The sequence below is a fragment of the Dactylosporangium sp. NPDC000555 genome, from assembly GCF_040300025.1.
Lineage (GTDB): Bacteria > Actinomycetota > Actinomycetes > Mycobacteriales > Micromonosporaceae > Dactylosporangium.
Genome location: NZ_JBEPDB010000060.1, coordinates 1 through 24,038, shown reverse-complemented (window position 1 = coordinate 24,038; position 24,038 = coordinate 1). Strand labels below are relative to the sequence as shown.

The window sequence follows — 24,038 nt, the reverse complement described above, 5'->3', positions numbered from 1 at the left end:
TGTCCAGAGTGGAGGATCGTCGCGCCGGGTCTCGATGCGGGGCACGGTCACGCATCGATACGGTCACGTGCCGGGTTTTCCCTCGTCCGCCCCTCGATCGGCAGGCGAGATGCAGCCGGGGCCGCCGCTCGCCGGTCCCCTTGCGGGGCCCCCGGCGTGTCGGCGGCCCGGCCGGTTCGAGCAGTTGCCGTGGTTCAGGGCTGCTCCCTGCGGGCGGCGTAGTCGCCCAGCTCCCCGATCGCCGTGATCACCTGTTCGGGGGTGACCCGGGCAGGGTCGAGCGTGATGGTGGTACGGCCGGTGCGCACGCTGGTGGTCGAGGCGCTGACGCCGGGAAGGTCTTCGAGGGTGTCGTCGATGAGCAGGCCGCAGCTGCCGCAGTGCATGCCCTCGACCTGGAAGGTCATGGTGGCCGTGGTCGGTGTGCTGTTCACGGAGGTGCCTTTCAGGCGATGGTGAGGCTGCCGGTGTACATGCCCATGCCGCAGCTGTAGCGGAGCCGGCCAGGGGTGAGGGTGCCCAGGTCGATGCTGGTGTCGCCGCGCACGGGCAGGATGTACTGCCGGTCGCGGATGACGAACGACCGCACGCAGCCCTCGGCGCCGGCGGAGCGGACGATGAGCGTGGTGGGGATACCGGCGGCGATCTGCAGGTTCGCTGGGCGGTAGGAGCCGGTACGGGCGGTGACGATGACGGTCTGCCGTCCGCTGTCGGTGGAGACGGGCGCGGCATCCGCCGGCGCGAAGGTGTCGACCGGTGCGGGGCCGAGCCCGGCGGCCTCGGCGATGCGGCTGGCCGCGAGCGGTGAGCCGGCCAGTTCGAGCCCTCCGTTGAGGGTGTACGCGCCGACGCCGAGGACGACGAGACCGGTCGCGGTGGCGAGCCGGCCTCGCCAGGCGGTGGCGGCCTTGCGAACGGCGTAGCCGAGCACGGTGAACAGCGGTGCGGTGCCGGCCACAAACACCGCCATGGTGGCCGCGCCCGCCCAGGGTGAGCCGGAGGTGAGGGCCAGTGCCTCCACGGACAGGGTGACCCCACAAGGGATCAGCACGGAGGCCAGGCCGAGCACCGCGGGGGCGAACACGGACTGCGAACGGGCCCGGCCGCGCACGAACCGGCCCCACGAGGCCGGCGGGGTGACCGTGATGCCGCGGAAGCCGGGCACCCCCAGTTGCGCCAGGCCGAACACGACGATCAGGACCCCGGCGGCGATCTGCGCCGCGGTGCGCAGCCCGACCGACAGCTGCACCGCGGTGCCCACAGCGCCGAGCGCCGCGCCCAGCAGCGTGTGGGAGACGAGCTTGCCGGCCAGGAACCCGCCGACCGGAACGAGGTCGTCGACCAGCCGTCCCCGCGCCGATCCCGGGGCGGCGTCCGCGCCGGCGGGACGGGCCGTCGTGCTCGTGGTCGAGGCCGGCACGTCAGGCGGGCCGGGGGCGGGAGCCGGGCGTTGCCGGGCCACGAGACCCGCGAGCAGGCCGCCTTGCACAGCGGCGCAGGACACGCCACCGGCGAACAGCCCGGTGGCCAGGACAGCAGCGAGATTCACCAACACAGCGCCTTTCGCGAAGAGGAAACCCATCGAAGACCCGGCCGGTGGACCGGGTGACGAGACACCCCCGAGCAAGATCACTTCGGAGGTGCGGGTCTCCCCTATAGGCGCAGCTGGCTGAGTTCGTGCAAGGACGCCGCATGTCGCAGCAGCGACACACCGGCGTACGGTACGGCCGCGATCGGCACCGGGTAACCGCCGACGTCGGCGGCCGCCGGCGCGACCACGGCGAGCGGGGCACCGGCGCTCGGCACCGGCGGACAGGCCTGCACGCGACTGGACGGTGCGCCCGCCGCGAGCATCGGGCACGGTACGACGGGCGCCGGTGCCGCGTCAGCCGCCTGCCCTGCGGCGGACTCCCCCGGCGCGTGGTGCGTGCTGGTCGCCACGCCACCCGCCTGGGTGATCCGCATGCCATGGCAGGCCGGGGCCACGGTGAGCGCCAGCACTGCGAGGATCGCCGCGAACATGACCAACGGCAACACCGGACGCCGCAGCCGTACGACTGCGGTCGTGGTGCCGGTGGCCGGGCGTGTCACAGCGGACAGCATACGAGACCACAACGACGCAGCTCCGGCAGCCGGTGAGGCGCCACCTGGCCAGGCGACCAGGTTCACGGCAAACTCGTGCTCATCCCCTGGGAACCGGCGTGTGCCGATCCGGTGTGCGATGCCGGCCGCCCGAGAAAGGCCTCGGCGTTCTCGACAAGGATCCGCCGCCGGGCGGCGTCGTCGAGGAAACGACTCCGCTGCACCAGGCCGGCCACCGGCCGCTCACCGAGTGGGTACGGATAATCGCTGCCGATCACTACCCGATCCACGCCCATGGTCGCCACGAGATGCTGGAGCGCGCGCTCGTCGAAGACGAGCGAGTCGACCCAGAAGCGGCGCAGGTAATGCGACGGCGGATGGCTCGAGGTACCGACGACATCGTTGCGCCGGCGCCAGGCGTTGTCCATCCGGCCGATCCAGTAGGGAAACGATCCACCGCCATGCGCGAAGCAGATCCGCAGGCCATCGGTGACCCGGTCGAAGACCCCGCCGAGGACCATCGCCAAGATCGACAGATGCGTCTCGGCGGGCATCCCGGTGAGCCACTGCGCCATCCATCGATCCAGCCGGGGGCCTCCGGGCATGTCCCACGGGTGTACGAAGACCGGCACGCCGAGCGCGGCGCAGTGCTGGAGGAACGTGACGACGCCATGGTCGTCCAGGTCGCGGTCGCCGATGTGGTTGCCGATCTCAACGCCCGCGTGACCAGCGGCGACGCAGCGTTCCACCTCTCGGCAGGCGGCGTCGGTGTCCTGCAGCGGCACCTGGCAGAACGGCAGCAGCCGTTGCGGGGCCGGCGCGCAGATCTCCAGCGCGAGGTCGTTGAAGATCCGCGCGATCCGGGTGGCCTGTGCCGGGCTCCTGCCGTAGGAGAAGAACACCGGCGTCGGCGAGACCACCTGCACCGCCACACCGTCGGCGTCCATGTCGGCGAGCCGCGCCTCCGCATCCCAGCATTCCGAGCGGATGCGGCGGAACTCGGTCGAGCCGATCATGATGACCGCGTCCCGCTCGGTCTCCAGGCGCAGCCAGGGTGCGTCGGGTTCACCGGGCCCGGCGAGGTCGGGCCAGCCGGGCGGGACGTAATGGGTGTGTACGTCGATGACGGTCGCCATACCCGGGGTCAGCCCTTCCCCGGGTGCAGCGCGCCGCACTGCGGGCACCGGCGCGCCCGCTCGTCCGTGTAGAAGGCGGCGAACACCGGCGGCAGGTCGGCGACGATGTCGCGGACCTGCAACTCGACCTCGTGCACGAGCGCGGTGCAGTCGTCGCAGTACCACTGGAACCGCTCCAGGGTCCCCTCTTCACGGACCCGTTCGATGACCAGGCCGACGGATCCTTCCTCCGGGCGCTGCGGCGAGTGCGGCAAGTTGGCCGGCAGCAGCCACGTCTCGCCCTCGGCGATGTCGACGCGCCGGCATTGGCCGTCGACGACGACGTCGACGTGCATGTTGCCCTTCAGCTGGTAGAACCATTCCTCGTAGGGATCCACGTGGAAGTCGGTACGGGCGTTGGGGCCGCCGACGACCTGGACGATGAAGTCGGTGCCCAGGGACATCGCCTGGTTGCCGACCGGCGGCTTCAGCAGGTGCTGGTGCTCGGCGATCCACTCGGCGAAGTTGATGGTCGGCGGGATGGGCGTGCTGGTCACTGGTCGGCCTCCTGTCGCGTTCGGTGTGCGATCGCCTGGATCTCGATGAGCAGGTGCGGGTGCGGCAACTGGTGCACCGCCACGGTCGTCCGGGTCGGCCCGGATTCGTCGAAGTACTCGGCGTAGACCTCGTTGTAGCCGCCGAAGTCGTTCATGGACACCAGATAGGCCGTGACCTGAACGAGCTCCGACAGGTCCGAACCAACCGCGCGCAGGATGTCCCGGAGGTTCTCGATCACGGTCCGGGTCTGCGCGCGGATGTCCAGCGTCACGGTGCCCATCCCGTCGGCGGACGCACCGACGATGGAATTGTCCGGCCGGCGCGCGGACGTGCCGGAGACGTATACGACGTCGCCGGACACCTTCACGTGCGGAAATCTGCCGCGCGGTGCCGCCTTGCCGGCCACGACGTACGCGTCAGCCATCGACGCCACGCAGGTCGACGCGGCCGACGCCGGCCACGATTGCCGACACTCGGCCGGGCTGGAAGGCCACGGCGGCACTCGCCGCGCCGGCCAGCACGATTTGGCCGGCGTGCAGGCGGAACCCTCGCGCCCGGGCGACCGGGACCAGCGCGTGCAGCGCCCGCATCGGGTGGCCGAGGATGGCCGCCGTGGTGCCGTGCGCCACGGCCGCGCCGTTCACCTCCAGCCTCACGGCCCGGTTCGCCAGGTCGATGCCGGGCGGCCGCCACGGGCCGAGGACGAAACCGGCCGCGGAGGTGTTGTCGGCGATCACGCTGGGCAGGGTGAAGCGGAAATCCCGGTAGCGCGAGTCGATGATCTCCAGAGCGGGCGCGACCGCGTCGACGGCGCCTTCGATGTCGGCGTGCGGGTCCGCCACGTCGATGTCCCAGGCGAGCCGGAACGCGATCTCCGGCTCGATCCGGGGGTGGATGAATCCGCTGAGTGCCACCGCACCGCCGTCGGGGATACGCATGGCATCGGTGAGCTGCCCGACGACGATCTCGGAGACGCCCATCTGCGCCATCTTCGCCCGGCTGGTGAACCCGAGTTTGATGCCGACCGGTCGCTCGCCTCGGGACGTCCGCCGGCCCAGCACACCGTGCTGAATCCAGTAGGCGTCGTCGAGGGTCAGCGTGTCCGGCAGCGCGTCGATCGGCCGGCGCTCGCGCTGCGCGGCGTCGAGGTGGTCGGGGATCCGCTCGATCGTCGTGCTCATGGCGTACCGTCCCGCTTCGCTACCAGGTCGAGCGCCACATCGACGATCATGTCCTCCTGCCCGCCGACCATCTGGCGGTTGCCCAGCTCGACGAGGATGTCCCGGGTGTCGAGGCGGTAGCGTCGGGCGGCGCGATCGGCGTGACGCAGGAAACTGGAGTACACACCGGCGTAACCGAGGGTCAGCGTCTCCCGGTCGACCCGCACCGGAGGCGTCTGGAGCGGACGGATGAGCTGCTCCGCGGCGTCCTGGAGCCCGTACAAGTCACAGCCGTGTTCCCAGCCGAGCAGGTCCGCGACGGCGACGAACGGCTCAGCCGGGCAGTTTCCGGCGCCCGCGCCCTGCCCGGCCAGCGCGACATCGACCCGGTAGGCGCCGTGCTCGACGGCCGTCACGGTGTTGGCCACCGACAGCGAGAGGTTCTCGTGCGCGTGGATCCCTATCTGGGTGGCCGGGTTGAGCACCTGCCGGTAGGCGTCCACCCGCGCGGCGACGTCACGCATGGTCAGGCGCCCGCCGGAGTCGGTGACGTACACGCAGTGCGCGCCGTAGTCCTCCATCAGCTTCGCCTGGCGCGCCAGAGACGTGGGTTCGGCGAGGTGGCTCATCATGAGAAAGCCCGAGACGTCCATGTCGTGCTCCCGGGCCCAGGCGATGTGCTGGGCGGCGATGTCGGCCTCGGTGCAGTGGGTGGCGATGCGCACGCTTCGCACGCCCAGGTCCCGTGCCCGGCGCAGGTCGCCGATGGTACCGATACCAGGCAGCAGCAGCGTGGTGAGGACGGCGCCGGTGATCGCGCCGGCGGCCGCTTCGATCCACTGTGGATCGCTGTGCGCGCCGAACCCGTAGATGGCGCTGGAGCCGCCGAGCCCGTCCCCGTGTGCGACCTCGATCGCGGCGACGCCGGCCCGGTCGAGAGCGGACACCACGGCTCGTACCTGATCCACCGTGTAGCTGTGCCCGATGGCGTGCATGCCGTCGCGCAGCGTCACGTCCTGGATGTACAGTTTCATGCCCACCCTCGCAGCTCAGCCAGCCGCTCGCCGGTCCGCAGCGCGGCGGAAGTCATGATGTCGAGGTTGCCCGCGTAGTCAGGCAGGTAGTGTCCGGCGCCGGCGACCTCCAGGAACACCGAGATCCGCAGACCCGAGAAGGCCCGGTTCAGCGCCGGCAGGTACGGCACGTCGACCCGGTCGAACTGCACCGGCTGCTTGAGGCGGTAACCCGGTACGTACCGCTGGACGTCGGCCACCATCTCGGTCACGGCTGTGTCGATCGCGTCGTGGTCAACCGCTTCGGCCGCGTCGATCAGGCAGAAGACGGTGTCGCGCATGACCAGTGGCGGGTCCGCCGGGTTCAGGATGATCACGGCCTTCCCGCGGCCGGCGCCGCCGATCAGCTCGATTCCGCGTGCGGTGGTCTCGGTGAACTCGTCGATGTTGGCCCGGGTGCCCGGGCCCGCGGACTTCGAGGCGATCGAGGCGACGATCTCCGCGTATGCGACCGGCGCCACCCGCGACACGGCGGCCACGATCGGGATCGTGGCCTGTCCCCCGCAGGTGACCATGTTGACGTTGGTGGCGCCGAGGTGCTCGTCCAGGTTCACCGCCGGTACCACGTACGGCCCGATCGCCGCGGGCGTCAGGTCGACCATGAGCTTGCCGTACCGGGCGGCGACCGCCGCGTTGTTCCGGTGCGCGCCCGCGGAGGTCGCGTCGAAGATGATTCGCGCGGCGGCGAACTCGGCCATCTCGACCAGTCCGTCGATACCGCGGTCCGTGGTGGGCACGCCGAGTCGCCTGGCCCGGGCCAGGCCGTCAGACGCGGGATCGATGCCCGCCATGGCCGCTACGTGAAGCCTGGTGGACAGGCGTTTGATTTTGACCATCAGATCGCTGCCGATGTTGCCGGAGCCGATCACGACCGCACCTGTTGTACTCATTGCCGACTCCCTTGGAGGACCATGTCCTGCTGGACGACGGTGTCCCGCACGAATACCGCGTCGACCTCACCGATCCCGTCGAAGGTGGCGCGGTAGTGGCCAGGCCCGCTGACCGGCACGATCGGGCCAAGCGCGCCGGAGAGGACGACCTCCCCCGCGCGGAGCGGATGGCCGCGGCGAGCCACCTCCCGGGCGAGCCATGCCACCGCGACCACCGGCGAGCCCATGCAGGCGGCACCGGCGCCGACCTCCACCGCCTCGCCCTCGTGCTCCAGGACCATGCCGATCGCGGCCAGGTCGAGCCCGCGCAGCCCGTGCGGCACGGTCCCCAGCACATGCAGTCCGGTCGAGGCGTTGTCGGCGACGGTGTCGGTGATGCGGATGTCCCATCCGGCGACGCGGGAGTCGACGACCTCGATCGCGGCGAGCACGAACTCCGTGGCGCGCAGCACGTCGGCGACGGACGCGTCCGGGTTGTCCAGGTCCCGGCCGAGCACGAAGGCGATCTCCGCCTCCACCCGCGGTTGGAGCAGCCGGCCGAGCGGCACCGGTTCCTGGTGCGCGTACGCCGTGCCGGACAGCAGCACGCCGAAGTCCGGCTGGTGTACCCCGAACTGAGCGCCCACCGCCTGCGAGGTGATGCCGATCTTCCGGCCGACCACCCGCAGTCCCGCCGCCAGGTGGGCCTCGATGACGTGCTGCTGTACGGCGTAGGCGGCGTCGATGTCGGTCTCGCCGATCAGGTCCCGAACCGGCTGGCAGGGCGAACCCGATGCCGCTGCCTGGCGCAGCCGGTCGGCCGCGGCCACGATGTGCGCCGTCACAGCCGCACGCACACATTCGTGGGCTGGGTGTAGAAGTCCAGCGACCGTTCGCCGCCCTCGCGCCCGATGCCGGACAGCCCGATGCCGCCGAACGGCGTGCGCAGGTCTCGCAGGAACCAGGTGTTCACCCACGCCACGCCGGCGCGCATCCGCTGTGCCACCCGGTGACCGCGGGACAGGTCGCGGGTCCAGACTGAAGCCGCCAGTCCGTAGTCGGTGTCGTTGGCGAGTGCGATGGCTTCCTCCTCGGTGTCGAACGGGACGAGCGCGGCGACCGGGCCGAAGATCTCCTCGCGAAGCGGGCGGTCGCGGTTGGTGAGCCCGGTCCACAGGGTCGGCTCGATCCAGGCGCCGCCGTCCAGCGCGACGCCCATGCTCGGCACGCCGCCGCCGACGAGCGTGGTCGCGCCGCACTGCTCGGCGAGCGTGAGGTAGCTCAGCACCTTGTCCCGGTGCTGGTGGGAGATCAGCGGGCCGGTGGTGGTCGTGTCCGTGTCCGGCGCGCCCAGCCGCAACGCACGGGCGCGGTGGGTGAGCCCCTCGGCGATCTCGTCGAAGATCGGGCGCTGCAGGTAGACCCGTTCGGTGCACAGGCACACCTGGCCGGTGTTGGCGAACACCGACCGGGTCAGGCCGTCCAGGGTCGCGTCGATGTCGGCGTCGGCGAAGACGAGCGCGGCGTTCTTGCCGCCAAGCTCGAACGAGACGGGGCGGACCTGCGGCGCCACCGCCGCCATGATGGCGGCGCCAGTGCTCGACGAGCCGGTGAAGGTGACGCCGTCGATGCCCGGGTGGCGGACGAGTGCGTCGCCGGCCGATCCGGGGCCGTATCCGTGCACCACGTTGTATACGCCGGCCGGCAGGCCGGCCTCGTCGAGCACCTCGGCCAGCAGCGTCGCGGTGCTCGGCGTGTGCTCGCTCGGCTTGACCACCACCGTGTCGCCGCAGCCCAGGGCCGGTGCCACCTTCCAGGTGAGCAGCAGCAGCGGCAGGTTCCACGGCACGATCACGGCGACCACCCCCAGCGGCCGGCGAACCGCGTAGTTGAGCGCCTGCCCGCCGTCGGGCAGGTCCGTGATGAACGAGGTCTGCCCCGCGGCCGCGACGGTGTCCGCGAAAGAGCGGAAGTTCGCCACCGCGCGGGCCACGTCGAGCTCGCGCGCCTGACGCAACGGTTTGCCGGTGTCGGCGCTCTCCGCCGCGACGAACTCCTCGAACCGCGCCTCGATACGATCGGCCACCCGGCGCAGCAGGGCCGCGCGATGGCTCGTCGTGGTGGCGCCCCACGGCCCGTCCAGCGCGCGCCGGGCGGCGGCGACCGCACGATCCACAGTGGACTGATCGGCCTCTCGCAACCGCGCATCGACCAGCCCGGTCACCGGACTGACCTTGTCGAAGACCACGCCGTCACCGGCATCGAGATAGTCGCCGTCGACGAAGTTCTGGATGGTGCGGGGGATCGTTGTCCGGCCCGCCGGGCCGGGTACACCGAGGTTCGATGTCAGGTCAGCATTCGATGACGTTGACGGCCAGGCCACCACGCGAGGTCTCCTTGTACTTGAGCTTCATGTCGGCGCCGGTCTCCCGCATCGTCTTGATCACCTGGTCCAGGCTGACGACATGCCGGCCGTTGCCGCGCAGCGCGATGCGTGCGGCGTTGATGGCCTTCACCGCGGCCATCGCATTGCGTTCGATGCATGGCACCTGGACCAGCCCGCCGACCGGGTCGCACGTCAGTCCCAGGTTGTGCTCCATGGCGATCTCGGCGGCGTTCTCCACCTGGTCCGGGGTCCCGCCGAGCACCTCGCACAGCGCGCCGGCGGCCATCGAGCACGCCGAGCCGATCTCGCCCTGGCAGCCGACCTCGGCACCGGAGATCGACGCGTTCTGTTTGTACAGCGTGCCGATCGCGCCGGCGCAGAGCAGGAACCGTCGCACCCCGTCGTCCGAGGCACCCGGCACGAACCGGTCGTAGTAGTGCAGCACGGCGGGCAGCACCCCGGCAGCACCGTTGGTCGGTGCGGTGACCACCCGTCCGCCCGCCGCGTTCTCCTCGTTGACGGCCAAGGCGAACAGGTTCACCCAGTCCATGGCGCGCAACGGATCAGCGGCGCCGGGTTCGGCGCTCAGCCGCCGGTGCCACTCGGGTGCCCGCCGACGCACTCCCAGGCCGCCGGGCAGCATCCCCTCGTTCGAGCATCCGGCCCGCACGCACTGGCGCATCACCGACCAGATCGTCCGCAGGCCGTCGCGGACCTCATGCTCGCCACGCCAGGCGGTCTCGTTCGCCAGCATCACCCCGCTGATCGGCAGCCCGGACTCGCGGCACCGCGCCAGCAGCTCCGCCGCGCTGTGGAACGGATACCGAACCGCCGGGCCGTCACGCCCGGACCGGTCCGGTGTCGCCGCCTCGTCCACCACGAACCCGCCACCGACCGAGTAGTACGTAGCCGTGCGAATCGGCTCGCCGGTGCTCGCGTACGCCGAGAACCGCATGCCGTTCGGGTGGAACGGCAGGCTGCGATCGCGATGTAGGACCAGGTCGTCGCCGCACAGGGCGACCTCGTGGACGCCGAGCAGCCGCACCCGGCCGCTGTGACGCACCGCCGCCGCCCGGGCAGGCACGGTGGAGGTCTCCACGCTCTCCGGTCGCTCGCCGGCGAGTCCGAGCATCACCGCCCAGTCGCTGCCGTGACCGTACCCGGTGGCGCCGAGCGAGCCGAACAGCTCGGCGCGGACCCGAGTCACCCGGCCGAGCACGCCGTCATCCGACAGCCGCGTCGCGAACAGGCGCGCGGCCCGCATCGGACCGACCGTGTGCGAGCTGGACGGCCCGATACCGATCGACATGAGGTTGAAGACGCTGATGACCATGGGAGTCGTACCGCGATCCTGGAATCAGGCCGGTCCGGCCGCGCCGCTGGCAGCCGGCAGCACCGGCAGGGCGTGCGGGCCGTCCAGCTCGTCGACGAAGTGCGCGTGGTGCGGGATGAGCTTGCTCAGTTCTGCCCGGGTGAACTCGATGCCGCCGAGGAAGGTGCGCCGGGCCCGGCCCAGATCGCGCAGGTCGCGGTCCGGTGCGCCGTCGACCATGACCAGGTCGGCCCGGTGGCCGAGGACGATCGAGCCGACGCTGTCGGCCCGGCCGACGATCTGTGCCCCGTTGCGGGTGGCCGCGTCCAGCGCCTGCTGGGCTGTTGCCCCACCGAACGTGTGCAGCAGCCACGCCTCCTGCGCGACCGTGCCGAGCGTGTCAGTACCGGTACCGATCAGCACGCCCGCCTCGACCGCGTTGCGGATCGTCTGCTGGTGCACCTCCCACAGCGCCGCATAGCGTGGCTGCCAGGACCGCCCCCAGAAGGTACGGCTGTTCTCGAAGAACCCGGACAAGGTGGGTACCAGTGCTATTCCCCGCTCGGCCATGGCAGCCGCGTGGTCCGGGGACAGGTAGATGCCGTGCTCGATGCTGTCCACCCCGGCGTCGATGCACCAGTCCAGGGTGCGTGTTCCGTTGGCGTGCGCGGCGATCGGCAGCCCGCATTCGTGCGCGGTCTCGACGGCGACGTCGACGGCTTTGCGGGAGAACCACGGTACCGGGATCTCCGCACCGGGCGGCTGGCGCAGGTCCTCGTTGCTGGCGATGATTTTGATCAGGTCGACGCCCTCGTGCGCCTGCCGGCGGATGGTCGCGACCAGGGCATCGAGCGTGGTGATGTTCTCGGCGACGAAGTCGGCATGCCCATGTGCCATGCCGATGGCGGCACCTGACACAGCCGCCGCCGGGCCGACGATCACACCGTCGTGAACGGCGTCGCGTACATGCAGCCGGGCGTCGTCGTTGTGGCCGAGGTCCCGGACCGTGGTCACTCCCTCGCGCAGCAGGTTGAACGCGGTCCGGGTCGACTTGAGCGCGTCCAGTGCGACCGGGCCCAGGATGTTCGGGCCGACCGGTCCGCGAAGCCTGCGATAGTGGAAATGCATGTGCGCGTTGACCAACCCCGGCAACACGCTCGTGCCCGAGCCGTCGACGACGTTCGCCGCGCGCTGTGGCACCGTGCCGGGCGGGGCCGTGCCGTTCAGATCCGCCATCGCGCCGACCGAGGCGATCTTCCCGCCGGCGATTCCGACGTACCCGTCCTCGATGACGGTACTTGCCGCGTCACAGGTGATGACGCGGGCGTTGGTGATGAGTGTGTCGAGCGCCGTCATCGGGCCTCCCTGGGTTCCTGGTCGTCGGTGAGCTTTGCCGGGCTCTCGCGGCGGCTGCCGGCCGGCGGGTCCACGGCGGTGACCCGCGTCGCGTCGTGCGCGCGGTTCGCGAGGACGGCGGCGACTCCTTCGGCCGCGACCCGCGCCATCCTCATCCGGGTGCGGGCGGTGGCGCTGCCGATGTGCGGCAGCAGGACGGTACGGGGGGCGCTGAGCAGTCCGGGGTGGACGGACGGTTCGTTGGCGTAGACGTCCAGACCGGCGCCGAACAGCCGGTTCTCGTGCAGCGCGGCGGCCAGCGCCGCCTCGTCGACGACCGCGCCGCGGGCGGTGTTGACGAGGACCGCCTCCGGCCCCAGCAGCGCGAGTTCGCGGGCTCCGATCAGGTGATGGGTCGCGGCCGTGTAGGGCACATGAACGCTGATGATGTCGGCGCGGGTGAGCAACTCGTCGAGGTCCGGCACGTACCCCGGCATGCCGGTATCCGTGCGGGTGTGGTGGAGGACGGTCATGTCGAAGCCGCTCGCCCGGCGGGCCACCGCGCGGGCTATCCGCCCGTAGCCGACCAGTCCGAGCGTGGCGCCGTGCACGTCCCTGCCCAGGTAGCCGTTGAGCGACCAGCCGGTCCACCCGCCGGCGCGCAGATCCCGTTCCGCGTCGCCGCAGCCGCGGGCCGCCGCGAGGATCAACATGAACGCCAGGTCGGCCGTCGCCTCGTCCAGGATGCCTGGGGTGTTGACGACCACGACACCGGCCGCCTCGGCTGCCGCGACATCGATGTTGTCGTAGCCGACCGCGATGTTCCCGACCACGCGTAGCCGCGGTGCCGCTGCGATGACCGCCGCGGTGATCTGGTCGGACAGCACGCAGAGGATCGCCTCCACGCCGGGCGCGGCGTCGAGCAGTTCGGCGGCGGTGAAACCGTTCTCCCCCGATGGCAGTCGCAGCTCGTAGCCGGCCAGCGGTGCGAGCGCCGGCTCGGGCAGTCGGCGGGTGACCAGGACCGCGGTCACGAGGGCCGCCGCCCGGCGCTCTGCGGGAGGCTGTCCAGCAGGTCGAGGAAGTGCCGGGCGTCGGCGGTGGCGTAGAACCGGTGCCACGCGTCCAGCGTGTCCTCGGCGAACAGGTCGAGTCGCTCGATCACCAGGCGGGCCAGGTCCAGGCCGCCGGCCGCGCCCGCTGTGATCAGATTGCCGTCAGCCACCGCCCGCTCCTCCACGTACGACCGCTCACCCCGATAGGCGGTGCTGGTCAACTTCAGGTAGTCCAGGCTGTTGCTGGTGTGCCGACGCCGGTCCAGCGCGCCCAGTTCGGCCAGAGCACCGGTGGCGCCGCAGATCGCCGCCACCGTCACCCCCGCGTCGAGCAGCCGGCACGCGCGGTGCAGGATCGCCGCGTGCTGGGGCTCGCGCCACTGGTTCGCGCCGGGCAGCAGCAGTACCGCGGTGGACTCGGCGGTGACGTCGTCGACAGTGGCCTGCGGCACGATCGTGAGGCCGCCCATCGTCGTCACGGGCGACGTGGTGGCGGCGACGGTACGCACCGGGACCGCCGGGCGCCCAGCCTTGGCGTACTGGCCCGTGTTGAGCTCGGCCAGCACATGCCCGAGCTCCCAATCGGCCAGCGTGTCGAGGACATAGACGTACGCGTACAACGACTCTCCCATTCCCCGCTTGCGTCCCACACGCGAGCTTCGCCGTATGGAATACGATGCATGATATACCGAATATCGACAGACTCCGCCCCCGCCGGCGTTGCGCCGCCGGTGGTCCCCGGCTCAGGTGATGGCCAGCCAGCCGTTGTCGACGACCAGCGCGGCCCCGTTGACGAACGCCGTGTCGTCGCTCACCAACGCCAGCGCCGCCGCGGCGAACTCGTCAGGGTCACACAGCCGCTGCTGCCGCGCGGTGATCTCGGCGGCCACACCTTCGACCCCGAGCGCGGTCAGCTCGTCGATTTCCCGGAGGCCGTGGTCGGTCCGCATGAACCCGGGACAGATCGCGTTCGCTCGCACGCCGTACTCGCGGTACTCCGCGGCCAGCGCCCGAGTCAACTGGAGCACCGCGCCCTTGGTCACGCAGTACGTGCTCTCCAGCGCGGACGCGGTGAGCCCCGAGATGGACGAGGTATTCAGCACGACTCCGCGGCCGGCCGCCATCATGTGCGGCAACACCTCCCGGCACATCAGGAACATGCTGGTGACGTTGACCGACCACAGCCGGTTCCAGTCCTCCTCGGTGGTGTCCACCAGCCGTTTGACGGTCACCGTTCCGGCATGGTTGAACAGGATGTCCACCCGCCCGAAGCGGTCCATCGCCGTCGCCACGCACCGGCGCACGTCGTCGTGGCGGGAGACGTCGGCCGCTACGAAGACCGCCTCCCCGCCCGCCTCGCGCACCCGGTCGGCAACCTGCCGGCCCCGGCGGTCGTCGATGTCGGCGAACACGATTCGGGCGCCCTCGCGGGCGAACCGCAGTACGCTCGCCGCGCCACCGCCACCCGCGCCGCCGGTGATCAGGGCGCAGCGCCCGTCCAGCCGCTTCACCGGTGGCTCAACGCTGCGCGGCGTCGGACAACGACACACCGGCCTGCGCGGCCAGGAACGGAAGCGCCTCGGTGACGTCCCGCTCGGCCCGCCCCTGCGCCACCATCAGCTCGTAGAACTGGATCGCCAGCTGGTTGAAGAACAGCGGAACCCGCTGTTCGTGGCCGAGCTCGGCGGCCAAGCGGTGGTCCTTGAGCTGGAGCGCGACGCTGAACCCGGGGTCGAGGTCACCGCGCAGCAGCCGCGGCACCAGGTAGTCGGTCATGAAGTACGACTTCGCGTCGGTGTGCTGGAACACCTCGACCAGTCGCTGCGGGGACAGACCCACCGCCGCGCCGAGCGCGAACCCTTCCGCGGTGACCAGAGCGTAGATGCCCGACATCAGATTGCTGATCAGTTTGATGGTGCTGCCGCTGCCGGCCGGTCCGATGTGGAACATCACCTGTCCCAGCGCCGCCATGACCGGCTTGGCGCGCTCGAACGCGTCGGCGTCGCCGCCAACCATGAAGGTGATGGTGCGGGCCGCCGCACCCTCGACGCCACCGTTCATCGGCGCTCCGCCGCTCACGGGCGCGTCCAGGTATGCCACCCCGCGCTCGGCCGCGGCCGCGTACATCTCCCGGCTGGTCGCCGGCGACACGGTGCTGAGGTCGATGATCGTCGTACCCGGTGCGGCTCCGGCCAGGATGCCGTCGGGACCGAGCATGGCGCTCTGCACCGCCGGCGGGTTGGGCAGCGACACCAGGATGACGTCACACTGGGCCGCCAGCTCCCGGGCGCTGGCCGCGGCGAGCGCCCCCTTGCCGGTCGCGGCGTCGACCCGGGCCTGATCGAGGTCGAATACACGCAGCTGCTCGACGGCGTCGAGCAGGTGGCCGGCGTAGATCTGACCGATCGAACCGAGACCGATCTGGCCGACCCGCTGGTGAAGCCTGGACATGCGCGTTCTCCTTCGTTGTGGACGATGAGGTGGCCGGCTGTGGTGGCCGGTCAGAACAGGGGGGCGAAGCGCAGGCGCTGCGCAATCTGCCGTGCGGTGTGCAACAGCGGGACGTCGTGGCCCGGGCGGCCGACGAGCAGCATCCCGATCGGTACGCCGTCGGTGTCCAGGCCGCAGGGGATGCTGATGCTCGGCGGGCCGCCACCCGCCCAGCCAAGGTGCGGGCAGGCACCGGCGGTCCAGCCGTACCCGGCGGACTCGATCATGGCGCAGTCCGGGTGCCAGGGCAGCTCCGCGTCGAACGACGGGTAGTAGGTACAGGCCAGGACCAGCACGTCGTACCGCTCGAAATGGGAGCGCAGCCGGCGGCCACCGGCGTCGAGCAGCGCCCGCAGGCGCCCGAGCGTGGTCTCATCCGGCTCGGTGCACGTCATGGCCCGGGCGACGTTCTCGTGGACGACCGGGTGGGCGCGGTCCCGCAGCTCCGCCGGCAGACCTTGGCGGGACTGGCCGACCGCCCGCAGCGCCGATTCCACCGCGGCCTGCCACATCGGCCCGGCGAAGACCGGATCCGGCAGTTCCTCGACCACCGGCCCGGGCCCGGTGACGGCCAGCAGGTCCAGCGCATCCTCGATCGCGGCTCGGATCACCGGCTGGACCTCGCCGATACCGGGATCGCTGGCCGGCCTGGACAGGTATCCGATGCGCAGGTCGCCCAGGGTTGGCGACACCGCCGGTGGGGCGGCCCCGGTGAGCTCGGCGTGCACGAAAAGCTGGTCGTCGATGTCGCGGGTGAGGAAGCCCTTCACCGCGGCCGAGCCGGGAAGGTCGCCGGCCGGCGCGCCGAACGGCGCGACGTTGGCCGTCGCCTTCAATGCCACACAGCCGCAAGCGGCGGCCGGCGAGCGCAGCGAACCCCCGCCGTCGGTACCCAGGTGCAGCGGCCCGAGGTACGCCGCCGTCGCCGCCGCGCCGCCGCTGCTCGACCCGTTGGTGCTCTTGCCCAGGTTCCACGGGTTGCGGGCCGGCCCGTACAGCGCACTGAAGCTGGCCGAGTACAGCCCCGTCTCCACCATGGTGGACTTGGCGAACAGCACGGCGCCTCGGTCGACGAAGGCCGCCACGAACGGATCGGAGGCGGTGCTGGCCGCAACGCCGCCATTTGTCGCGGAGCCCAGGTAGGTCGGTGCGCCGGCCACGTCCAGGATGTCCTTGGCAGTGATGGGTATGCCGTCCAGACGGCTGAGCGGCTCCCCGCGCGCCCAGCGCTCCTGAGACGCCACAGCGGCCGCCATCGCGGTCTCGTCCATCCGCCAGTAGAGGGCGGACAACTGCGGGTTCACCTCGTCGGCGCGGGCCAGCACCGCCTCCAGCGCCTGCACCGGGGACAGTGCACCGGTGGCGTACTGCGCCGCCAGCTCCCGCACGGACATCCGGCAGATCGCGTCCGGCGGGGACGGCAACCGGCTCGACGCGATCATCCCGCGGCCTCGGCGACGAGGTTCAGCACGAACGGCCGGCGAGGCTGTGCCGGCACCGTGGTGTCGGCGCGGCCCGCCAGTCGCACGGCGGTGACGCCCGGACCGTGCGCGCTCAGCGTGTCCGGCCCTCCCGGCTGGGCGGCCGGGCCGACCAGCCGCAGCCGCAGACCGTCGAGGTCCACCGTGGCCAGGTCCTGCCCCGCCAGTGCGGAAACGGCCAGGCCGAGCGATCGGTAGTAGCGCACGTGCGTCTCGACGTCGTCGACCAGCACGTCGAGCGCGCTGAGCTCCACCGCACCGTTGGGGTGCTCCCCCGCCGTGGCGGCGGGTTGCGGTGCGCTACCCCAGTCGATGAACGACGGGAACCCGCGCCGCCATGGCCCGCTCGCCGGTGAGAGCAGGCCGAAGCTGACCGTCCGGCCGTCCGGCCCGGTGCGGGACAACCGGTGCGGCTCGAGGGTGGCGATGTCTGCGGCGTCCAGCCGGGCCCGTACGCCGGGCAGGTCGCTCACCCGGAGCACGAAGATCATCGGCAACTCGTCGTACCGCTCCAGCAGGTCGACGAATCGGTCGCCCTGCTCCAGGTTGCGCCGGGTCGATGCCACGTCACGGACGGCGATCAGCTCGATGTAGCGCTCACGCCGGAACGGGATGATCAGATTCTCGGTGCCCAGGTTGGCGTGCCGGCCGCCCGTTCGCACCTCGAATCCGAGATCGCGATACCGCTCGCCCGCCGCTTCGAGGTCGGCCACCGCGACCATCAGGTGGTCGAAACGGATCTCAGTCGCCGGCATGTGCGGCTCCCACCAGTTCGACGAAGACGCTCGGATCGATCAGGTGCGGCGTGTGGCCCTGACCCGGCAGCACGGCATGGCGCCACCCGCCCTGCTCGGCCAGCGCCGCGGCGGCTTCCTTCAGGAACGCTGGGCTGTTCGCGCCGGCGCTCAGCCTGACCGCCGGCGCGATCCGGGTCAGTTCGGTGCCGGTGAAGGTGCGCAGTGCGATCAGCGGCAGGTCGTCGCGGATGAACGCCTCCGCGTTCGCCGACTCCATCCGCCAGCGCTCGGCCGGCATCTTCGTGATCACGTCGGGACCGTTGACGGCCTCCATCAGCCGGGCGTACGCGCTTGCGTAGTCACTGGGCGCGTCCCGCAGCGCGTGCTGGATCACCTCGGTGAGCCGCCGGAACTCGTCGATGCCGCCGTCCACGTGGCGGAACACCGGCGGTTCGTGCACCACGGCCCGGCGTACCACCCGCGGTGCCAGCAGCGCCAGGTCGAGCGCCACGATCGCCCCCGAACTGACCCCCACGACGAGCGCCTCGGGCACGACGAGGAGGTCCAGCAGTTCCGCCGCGTCCCGGGCGTGGCCGGGCGCACCCGCACCGGGCCAGCCGGTACGGTCACTGCGGCCGGTACCTCGGCGCTCGTAGGTGATCGCCTCGAATCCGGCCCCGGCAAGCGCCTCGGCCTGCGGGACCCACCCGGTCGCGTCCTCCGCTCCGGCGTGCAGCAGCAGCACCGGTGTACCGCTGCCGCGCCGCTCGAAATACAACCCGCATCCGTCCCGCAGCTTTACGTGCCCGGTCGACGAGGCGGACGTGGACGTCGTCACTGGAGGACCTCCGTGATGTCGGCTGCCCCTGGTCCAGGGGCAGCGGGTACGGCACGCACCAGCGCGGCCGACAGCGAGGGAGCCGCCGCGACAAGGCGTCTGGTGTATTCGTGACCGGGTGTGCCCAGAACGTCGTGCACAGGCCCGAACTCCCGGCACTGCCCGCGCTCGAGCACCAGAACGTGCTCCGCCACCGTGCTGACCACACCGAGGTCGTGCGAGATGAACAGCAGCGCGAGCCCGAGGTCCCGGCGCAGCTCGTTGACCAGGTCGAGCACCGAGGACTGCACCGACACGTCCAGGGCCGAGGTGATCTCGTCGCAGACCAGCAGATCCGGTGCGGCGGCCAGCGCCCGGGCGATGGCAACCCGCTGGCACTCCCCGCCGGACAGCTCGCCGGGGAAGGCATCTGCCAGTTCCGGGCGCAGCCGGACCCGGTCGAGCAGCCGGCGCGCCTGATCCTCCGCCTCCGCGCCGCGCACGCCTTTGAACACGCCGAGCGGACGGACGACCGAGTCCAGAACCGTCCGGCGCGGGTTCAGCGATGCGAACGGGTCCTGGAAGACGTACTGGACGCGGCGCAGCTGATCCCTGCTACGCCGGTCCGCCCGGCTGGCCAGGGGCGCCCCGTCGAGCAGGATCGAGCCGCGGTCCGGCTGGTGCAAGCCGACCACCGAACGCGCGATGGTGGTCTTCCCCGAGCCGGACTGTCCCACGACGGCCAGGCACTCGCCGGCCCTGAGCTCGAACGTGATCCCCTCCGCGGCCACCACCCGGCCCCGCCTGGTCCCGTGGCCGGCATGCAGGTCGCGGACGCTCAGCAGCGGGGGCCGCTCCCGGGCCGCGGTACCGGACTCGGGACGCGTCCCGTCCGCGACGCGGCTCTCGGCTGCCGCCCGATGGTCGACGACCGCGGCCACCAGGCTGCGGGTGTACGGGTGCTCGGGGTTCGCCAGGACCGTGTGGCTGTCGCCCTGCTCCACCATGCGGCCGTTGTGCATCACGATGACGCGCTCGGTGTGCTTGGCGACGAGGGCGAGATCGTGCGAGATCGAGACCACCGCGATCGCCAGCTCCGCCCGGAGCCGGTCGACCTCAGCCAGCACCGCCTCCTGCGTGATCACGTCGAGTCCGGTGGTCGGCTCGTCCAGGACGAGCACCCGCGGACGGTTGACCAACGCCATGGCGAGGCCCACGCGTTGCTGCTGCCCACCGGAGAGCTCGTGCGGGTACCGCCGCTGGAACTCGGCGTCGCTGGGCAGCTCGACCAGCTCGAACGTCTGCCGTACCCGCTCAGCGCGCTCGTCCGGCGAGAGCCCGACGACGGTCTCGGCGACCTGGCGCCCCACCCGCATCGACGGGTTGAGCGCGGCCGCCGGCGCCTGCGGGACGTACGACACCAGCCGTCCGCGCGCCTTGCGGACTGCCTCCTCCGGCCTGCCGACCAGTTCCACACCGGACACCTGGACGCTGCCGGCGACCAGCCGCACCCCGTTCCGCGCCCAACCGAGCAGCGCGAGCGCCATGGTGGTCTTGCCCGACCCGGACTCCCCGACGATGCCGACCGATTGGCCCGCGGCGATCGAGAACGAGACGTCTTCGACGATGACGCGCCCGGCGTGATCCGCCACGCGCAGCCCCTCGACAACCAGGGGGGTGCTCACGCGCCCCGCCGTCCCGCTCGACCGCCGGCGATCCGGCGGTGGAGCCCTTCGGCGAAGATGTTCACGGCGACCGCCAGGACCACGATGCAGGCGGCCGGGAAGATCACCGGCCAGGCGTTCAGCGTGATGGCCGGCATACCCTCCTTGATCATCAGCGACCAGTCGGCCGCCGGTGGCTGGATGCCGACGCCCAGGAAGCTCGCCGACGCGACCACGAAGATCGCATAGATCATGAGCAGACCGGTGATCGCGAGGACCGGGCCGGCGACGTTCGGCAGGATCTCGCGCACCAGGATCGCCCGGGCCTTCTCGCCGCGCAGCACCGCCGCCTCCACATAGGAGCTGCGGGCCACATCCAGGGTCGCGGTACGCACCACGCGGGCGACGTATGGCGAGGCCGAGATCATGATGACCGGGATCAGCATCCGCGGCCCCCGCTCCGCGCCGGAGGTGAGCACCAGCAGGACGACCAGGGGTGGCAGGATCAGCAGGAGGTCGACGACGCGCATGATGACCGCGTCGACGAGGCCCCTGCGATAGCCGGCCATCAGGCCGAGCGCGGTGCCGAGCAGGCCGGCCGTGAAGGTACAGGCCGCCGCGACCAGCACCAGCGAGCGCCCGCCGGCCAGGATCCGGCTCAACAGGTCTCGGCCCAGATAGTCGGTGCCGAGGACGCCGACGTCACCGGGCATCGCGTACGGCACTCCGATCGGCGCGTTGGCCGGGTGCGGAGCCAGGAACGGGGCGAACAAGGCGAACAGGACGAGCGTCAGCAGGACGCAGCCGCTCACCGGCGGCACCACCGACCCGCGCCGCCGGGGTCCGGCGCCCCCCGTCGGCGCGGCGCCGGTGTTCATGTCAACCGTGCTCATGACGTGGTCCGCAGCTTCGGGGTGAGGAGCAGCACGGCCAGATCAGCGGCCGTGTACGCCAGCAGCAGCGTCGTCGCCAGCAGCATCACGACGCCTTCGACCAGCGGGAAGTCCCGCGTCGTCACGGCGGTCGCCAGCGCCGAGCCAAGACCGGGGTAGGAGAACACCGTCTCCACGATCACGGAGCCACCGGTCACCACGCCAATGCTCGACGCCAGGATCTGCAACGACGGCGCTATCGAGTTCGGTATGACGTGTCTGAGCACAACTCTCCGTTCCGGCAAGCCTTTCAGCCGCGCCATCTCCACGTACCGGGACCGCATCACGTCAGCCACCCCGGCGCGGACCTGCCGGGACGCGCCGCTCGCCGAGAACAGCACCAGCGTCAGCACAGGCAGCACGAGCACCTCGGGATGCAGCAGAGGCGAGTCCTCGGTCGGGAACAGCGACGTGGCCGGCAGCCAGTGCAGCCCGAACGAGAACAGCGCGGTCAAGGCGGCAGCGAGCACGAACTCCGGGACCGCGACAACCGCGAGGATCAGCGCCGAGGTCGTCCGGTCGGCCCGGCGGCCCTCCCGGGTGCCGCCGAAGACGCCGAGCGCGAGGGCGAGCGGGATCATGAACAGGATGGTCAGGCTGCCGAGCGCTACTGTGTTGCCGACTCGGTCACCGACCACGCCGGATACCGACTGCCCGGTCAGCGCGGACTGCCCGAAGTCGCCCCGCAGGATCCCGAGGAGCCACGAGAAGTACCGCTCCGGCGCGGACCGATCCAACCCGAGCTGATGACGGGTCTGCTCCAGCAGCTCGGCGGTCGGATTCTGGCCGGCGATCGCGTAGATCGCGGCGTCCCCCGGCAGCACCTCGATCGCGGCGAACACCACCACCGACAGGGCAAACAGCATCACCACGCTGGTCGTCAGCCGCCGCGCCAGGAATGCGGTCACCGCCCTGCCCATCACGCCATCCAGGCATTACGGACGTTGGGCGCGTCCTCGACTCCGTCGAACGCCACGCCGTGCACCTTCGGCACGAATCCGTTGACGATGGTCTGATAGCCCCAGACGATCCAGCCGCTCTCCTCCCAGAACTCGCGCTGCAGCGCCAGCATGAGTTCCTTGCGCTTGGCCGCGTCGTCGGTCCCCCGGGCGGTGAACAACCGCTCGTCCCATTCCTTGCGCAGCCATCCGGCCACGTTGAAGGTCGATGAGGACACGAGCGACCGCGGCGCGACCGACGTCGCCAATGGCTGGTTACCGGGAACCGCCACGGCCAGTATCTGGATGTTGCTGAAGGAGGGAAAGTTCTTGAACAGCTCAGGCGGCGTGATCGTCTTGATCCGGGCCTTCATCCCGACGTTGTTCAGCTGCTCGGCGTAGATCTGCGCTGCCGACGCCGTGCCGACCCCCGGGAAGACCGAGATCTCGACCGCTTGGCCGGCCACGCCGGCCTGTTGCAACAGCGACCTCGCCTGGTCGGGGTCGAACTTCCGTTGCGGCAGCTCATCACCGTAGTAGTCCGGGAAACCCGCACCCTGCAGGTCGTTGGCCACCGCGCCGAATCCGAGCAGCGCGCCCCGCACCAGCGCTTCGCGGTCACAGGCCAGCTTGAACGCGAGCCTCACCCGGGGGTCGTCGAAGGGCTTGAGCCGCGCGTTCATGATGAAGCAGCCCTCGTTCGAGTACGTCCGGTCGGACTCGAGGAACGTGACGTTCCCGTTCTTGCCGTTCGCCTGGACGCCGGCGTAGTCGAGCTTCACCGCGAGGTCGGCCTGCCCGCCGAGCAGCGCGTTGAGTCGAGCGGTGGAGTCCGCGACGTTGAACACCTCGATCTCGTCGAAGTACGGCCCGTCGCCGACGATCCCGCGAGCCCAGTAGTCCTTGTTCACCGCCAGCTTGGCGGATTGCCCGACGGTGATGTTCCGCAGTGTGTACGGGCCGGAGCCGACCGCCCGGTCGATGGTGAAGCTCTCCGGGGTCGTGAACGCGGAGTCGCGCTTGATCACGTACACCTTGCCGGCCAGCAGCTGGGTGTCCAGATCCGCGAGCGGGGTGGTCAGCCGCAGGGTCAGGGTGCGTGGGTCGACGACACTCGAGGCGTTGAAGTCGATCGACGCTGCCGCGGCACTGAGCAGCCCGCCACCGATCTTCGGGTCACCGGCGGACCGCAGTGAGAAGAGGACGTCCTCGGCGGTGACCTTGGAGCCGTCACTGAACCGCGCCCCGTCCCGCACTCGCAGTTGCCAGGTGCTCAGATCGCTGGTGCGTTCCAGGGACTCCGCCACCACCAGTACAGGTTTGTTGCCCGCCATGTAGCCAAGCCAGTCGAACAACTGCCGGTTGCGGGCGATCTCCTGCGCCGACTGGGTGTTGAAGATGTTTTTCGACTCCGAGGTGACGCCGGCTCCGGCGACGCGTAACCGCCCGCCCTTGACCGGGGTGTCACCGCCCCTCGCGGATGTGGCCGGCGATCCGCCGCAGGCAGCGAACGCAGGACCGAGAGCCAGAGCGGCCCCGCTCAGTGCGCCGGCACGCAGCAGGCCTCGACGACTGATCGGCGAGATGATGCGCGTCCGACCGAGGCGGCCATTGGCGGGGTTACCAGTTAGGTCGTCCACGACTGCTCCTCGCGGCTCGGATTTGGTGTCTGGAATATGATGTACCACGTTGCAGGGCCGGTCAATGTACCGAGCGATGCCTTGGAGTAACTTTCTGTAATCAAATCGCCCCCGACCGGGCCACGGTCCCGGCATTGGTGATCTCGGCGCGCAGCAACGCCAGGATCTCCGGTCGCCACGTCTCGACGGTCGTGGCCAGGCGCACCAGTTCGGGTAGGCCGGCGGCGGCGTGGCGGCGGCGATGGGTGCACCGATCGCCGCGGGGTAGGTTGGCCAGCCCATCGAGGAGGGCATCGACGTACGCGCCGCGCCACCGACGACACGATCGACCCCGACCTCGTCCATCACCTCATCGCCAGCCACCACGGCCGGGCCAGACCCCTGCTGCCACCCG

General features: G+C 71.0%; 24 protein-coding genes. All 24 read right to left on the bottom strand.

Features of this window, described 5'->3' with window-relative positions:
• Nucleotides 1-194 precede the first annotated feature (194 nt).
• Nucleotides 195-434: a heavy-metal-associated domain-containing protein gene (locus ABT297_RS29545; RefSeq protein WP_350555516.1), complete on the bottom strand. Its 240-nt coding sequence runs from the start codon at nucleotides 432-434 to the stop codon at nucleotides 195-197.
• 11 nt (nucleotides 435-445) lie between these two features.
• Nucleotides 446-1,549 carry a sulfite exporter TauE/SafE family protein gene (locus tag ABT297_RS29540; RefSeq protein WP_350555514.1) on the bottom strand — a complete coding sequence of 368 codons (1,104 nt, stop codon included), beginning with the start codon at nucleotides 1,547-1,549 and terminating at the stop codon, nucleotides 446-448.
• 104 nt (nucleotides 1,550-1,653) lie between these two features.
• On the bottom strand, nucleotides 1,654-2,091 hold the full coding sequence (locus ABT297_RS29535) for a hypothetical protein (RefSeq protein WP_350555512.1): 438 nt from the start codon (nucleotides 2,089-2,091) through the stop codon (nucleotides 1,654-1,656).
• A gap of 74 nt (nucleotides 2,092-2,165) precedes the next feature.
• A complete protein-coding gene (locus ABT297_RS29530; RefSeq protein WP_350555510.1) occupies nucleotides 2,166-3,218 on the bottom strand; it encodes an amidohydrolase family protein in 1,053 nt (350 codons plus the stop codon).
• Between the two features lie 8 nt (nucleotides 3,219-3,226).
• On the bottom strand, nucleotides 3,227-3,754 hold the full coding sequence (locus ABT297_RS29525; RefSeq protein ID WP_350555508.1) for a 3-hydroxyanthranilate 3,4-dioxygenase: 528 nt from the start codon (nucleotides 3,752-3,754) through the stop codon (nucleotides 3,227-3,229).
• Nucleotides 3,751-4,179: a RidA family protein gene (locus ABT297_RS29520; protein WP_350555506.1), complete on the bottom strand. Its 429-nt coding sequence runs from the start codon at nucleotides 4,177-4,179 to the stop codon at nucleotides 3,751-3,753. Before ABT297_RS29520 ends, ABT297_RS29525 begins: the two co-directional genes overlap by 4 nt.
• On the bottom strand, nucleotides 4,172-4,936 hold the full coding sequence (locus ABT297_RS29515) for a 2-keto-4-pentenoate hydratase (RefSeq protein WP_350555504.1): 765 nt from the start codon (nucleotides 4,934-4,936) through the stop codon (nucleotides 4,172-4,174). The genes ABT297_RS29520 and ABT297_RS29515 overlap by 8 nt, the downstream gene beginning before the upstream one ends.
• Nucleotides 4,933-5,949 (bottom strand): 4-hydroxy-2-oxovalerate aldolase, encoded by a 1,017-nt coding sequence (dmpG, locus tag ABT297_RS29510; protein ID WP_350555502.1) that lies wholly within the window; start codon nucleotides 5,947-5,949, stop codon nucleotides 4,933-4,935. Before dmpG ends, ABT297_RS29515 begins: the two co-directional genes overlap by 4 nt.
• Nucleotides 5,946-6,878 (bottom strand): acetaldehyde dehydrogenase (acetylating), encoded by a 933-nt coding sequence (locus ABT297_RS29505; protein WP_350555500.1) that lies wholly within the window; start codon nucleotides 6,876-6,878, stop codon nucleotides 5,946-5,948. Before ABT297_RS29505 ends, dmpG begins: the two co-directional genes overlap by 4 nt.
• Nucleotides 6,875-7,702 carry a 2-keto-4-pentenoate hydratase gene (locus tag ABT297_RS29500; RefSeq protein ID WP_350555498.1) on the bottom strand — a complete coding sequence of 276 codons (828 nt, stop codon included), beginning with the start codon at nucleotides 7,700-7,702 and terminating at the stop codon, nucleotides 6,875-6,877. The genes ABT297_RS29505 and ABT297_RS29500 overlap by 4 nt, the downstream gene beginning before the upstream one ends.
• Complete coding sequence (locus ABT297_RS29495) at nucleotides 7,699-9,162, bottom strand: 2-hydroxymuconic semialdehyde dehydrogenase (RefSeq protein ID WP_502885665.1); 1,464 nt, start codon at nucleotides 9,160-9,162, stop codon at nucleotides 7,699-7,701. Before ABT297_RS29495 ends, ABT297_RS29500 begins: the two co-directional genes overlap by 4 nt.
• A 46-nt stretch (nucleotides 9,163-9,208) precedes the next feature.
• Nucleotides 9,209-10,576, bottom strand: coding sequence for an L-serine ammonia-lyase (locus tag ABT297_RS29490; protein WP_350555495.1), 1,368 nt, complete (start codon nucleotides 10,574-10,576; stop codon nucleotides 9,209-9,211).
• Between the two features lie 24 nt (nucleotides 10,577-10,600).
• Nucleotides 10,601-11,911 carry an amidohydrolase family protein gene (locus tag ABT297_RS29485; RefSeq protein ID WP_350555493.1) on the bottom strand — a complete coding sequence of 437 codons (1,311 nt, stop codon included), beginning with the start codon at nucleotides 11,909-11,911 and terminating at the stop codon, nucleotides 10,601-10,603.
• A complete protein-coding gene (locus ABT297_RS29480) occupies nucleotides 11,908-12,924 on the bottom strand; it encodes a 2-hydroxyacid dehydrogenase (protein WP_350555491.1) in 1,017 nt (338 codons plus the stop codon). The genes ABT297_RS29485 and ABT297_RS29480 overlap by 4 nt, the downstream gene beginning before the upstream one ends.
• Nucleotides 12,921-13,577, bottom strand: a complete 657-nt coding sequence (locus tag ABT297_RS29475) for a DJ-1/PfpI family protein (RefSeq protein WP_350555489.1) — start codon at nucleotides 13,575-13,577, stop codon at nucleotides 12,921-12,923. The genes ABT297_RS29480 and ABT297_RS29475 overlap by 4 nt, the downstream gene beginning before the upstream one ends.
• 111 nt (nucleotides 13,578-13,688) lie before the next feature.
• Nucleotides 13,689-14,456 (bottom strand): SDR family NAD(P)-dependent oxidoreductase, encoded by a 768-nt coding sequence (locus tag ABT297_RS29470; RefSeq protein WP_350555487.1) that lies wholly within the window; start codon nucleotides 14,454-14,456, stop codon nucleotides 13,689-13,691.
• A gap of 7 nt (nucleotides 14,457-14,463) precedes the next feature.
• Nucleotides 14,464-15,396 (bottom strand): NAD(P)-dependent oxidoreductase, encoded by a 933-nt coding sequence (locus tag ABT297_RS29465; protein WP_350555485.1) that lies wholly within the window; start codon nucleotides 15,394-15,396, stop codon nucleotides 14,464-14,466.
• A 50-nt stretch (nucleotides 15,397-15,446) separates the two neighbouring features.
• Nucleotides 15,447-16,877: an amidase gene (locus ABT297_RS29460; protein WP_350555483.1), complete on the bottom strand. Its 1,431-nt coding sequence runs from the start codon at nucleotides 16,875-16,877 to the stop codon at nucleotides 15,447-15,449.
• Nucleotides 16,874-17,671, bottom strand: a complete 798-nt coding sequence (locus ABT297_RS29455) for a VOC family protein (RefSeq protein ID WP_350555481.1) — start codon at nucleotides 17,669-17,671, stop codon at nucleotides 16,874-16,876. Before ABT297_RS29455 ends, ABT297_RS29460 begins: the two co-directional genes overlap by 4 nt.
• Nucleotides 17,658-18,491, bottom strand: a complete 834-nt coding sequence (locus ABT297_RS29450; protein WP_350555479.1) for an alpha/beta fold hydrolase — start codon at nucleotides 18,489-18,491, stop codon at nucleotides 17,658-17,660. Before ABT297_RS29450 ends, ABT297_RS29455 begins: the two co-directional genes overlap by 14 nt.
• Nucleotides 18,488-20,155 carry an ABC transporter ATP-binding protein gene (locus ABT297_RS29445; RefSeq protein ID WP_350555477.1) on the bottom strand — a complete coding sequence of 556 codons (1,668 nt, stop codon included), beginning with the start codon at nucleotides 20,153-20,155 and terminating at the stop codon, nucleotides 18,488-18,490. The genes ABT297_RS29450 and ABT297_RS29445 overlap by 4 nt, the downstream gene beginning before the upstream one ends.
• Nucleotides 20,152-21,027: an ABC transporter permease gene (locus ABT297_RS29440; RefSeq protein ID WP_350555475.1), complete on the bottom strand. Its 876-nt coding sequence runs from the start codon at nucleotides 21,025-21,027 to the stop codon at nucleotides 20,152-20,154. Before ABT297_RS29440 ends, ABT297_RS29445 begins: the two co-directional genes overlap by 4 nt.
• Entirely contained in the window at nucleotides 21,024-21,986 is a 963-nt protein-coding gene (locus ABT297_RS29435; RefSeq protein ID WP_350555473.1) for an ABC transporter permease, read from the bottom strand. The genes ABT297_RS29440 and ABT297_RS29435 overlap by 4 nt, the downstream gene beginning before the upstream one ends.
• Nucleotides 21,986-23,644, bottom strand: a complete 1,659-nt coding sequence (locus ABT297_RS29430; protein WP_350555471.1) for an ABC transporter substrate-binding protein — start codon at nucleotides 23,642-23,644, stop codon at nucleotides 21,986-21,988. Before ABT297_RS29430 ends, ABT297_RS29435 begins: the two co-directional genes overlap by 1 nt.
• Between the last annotated feature and the right edge of the window lie 394 nt (nucleotides 23,645-24,038).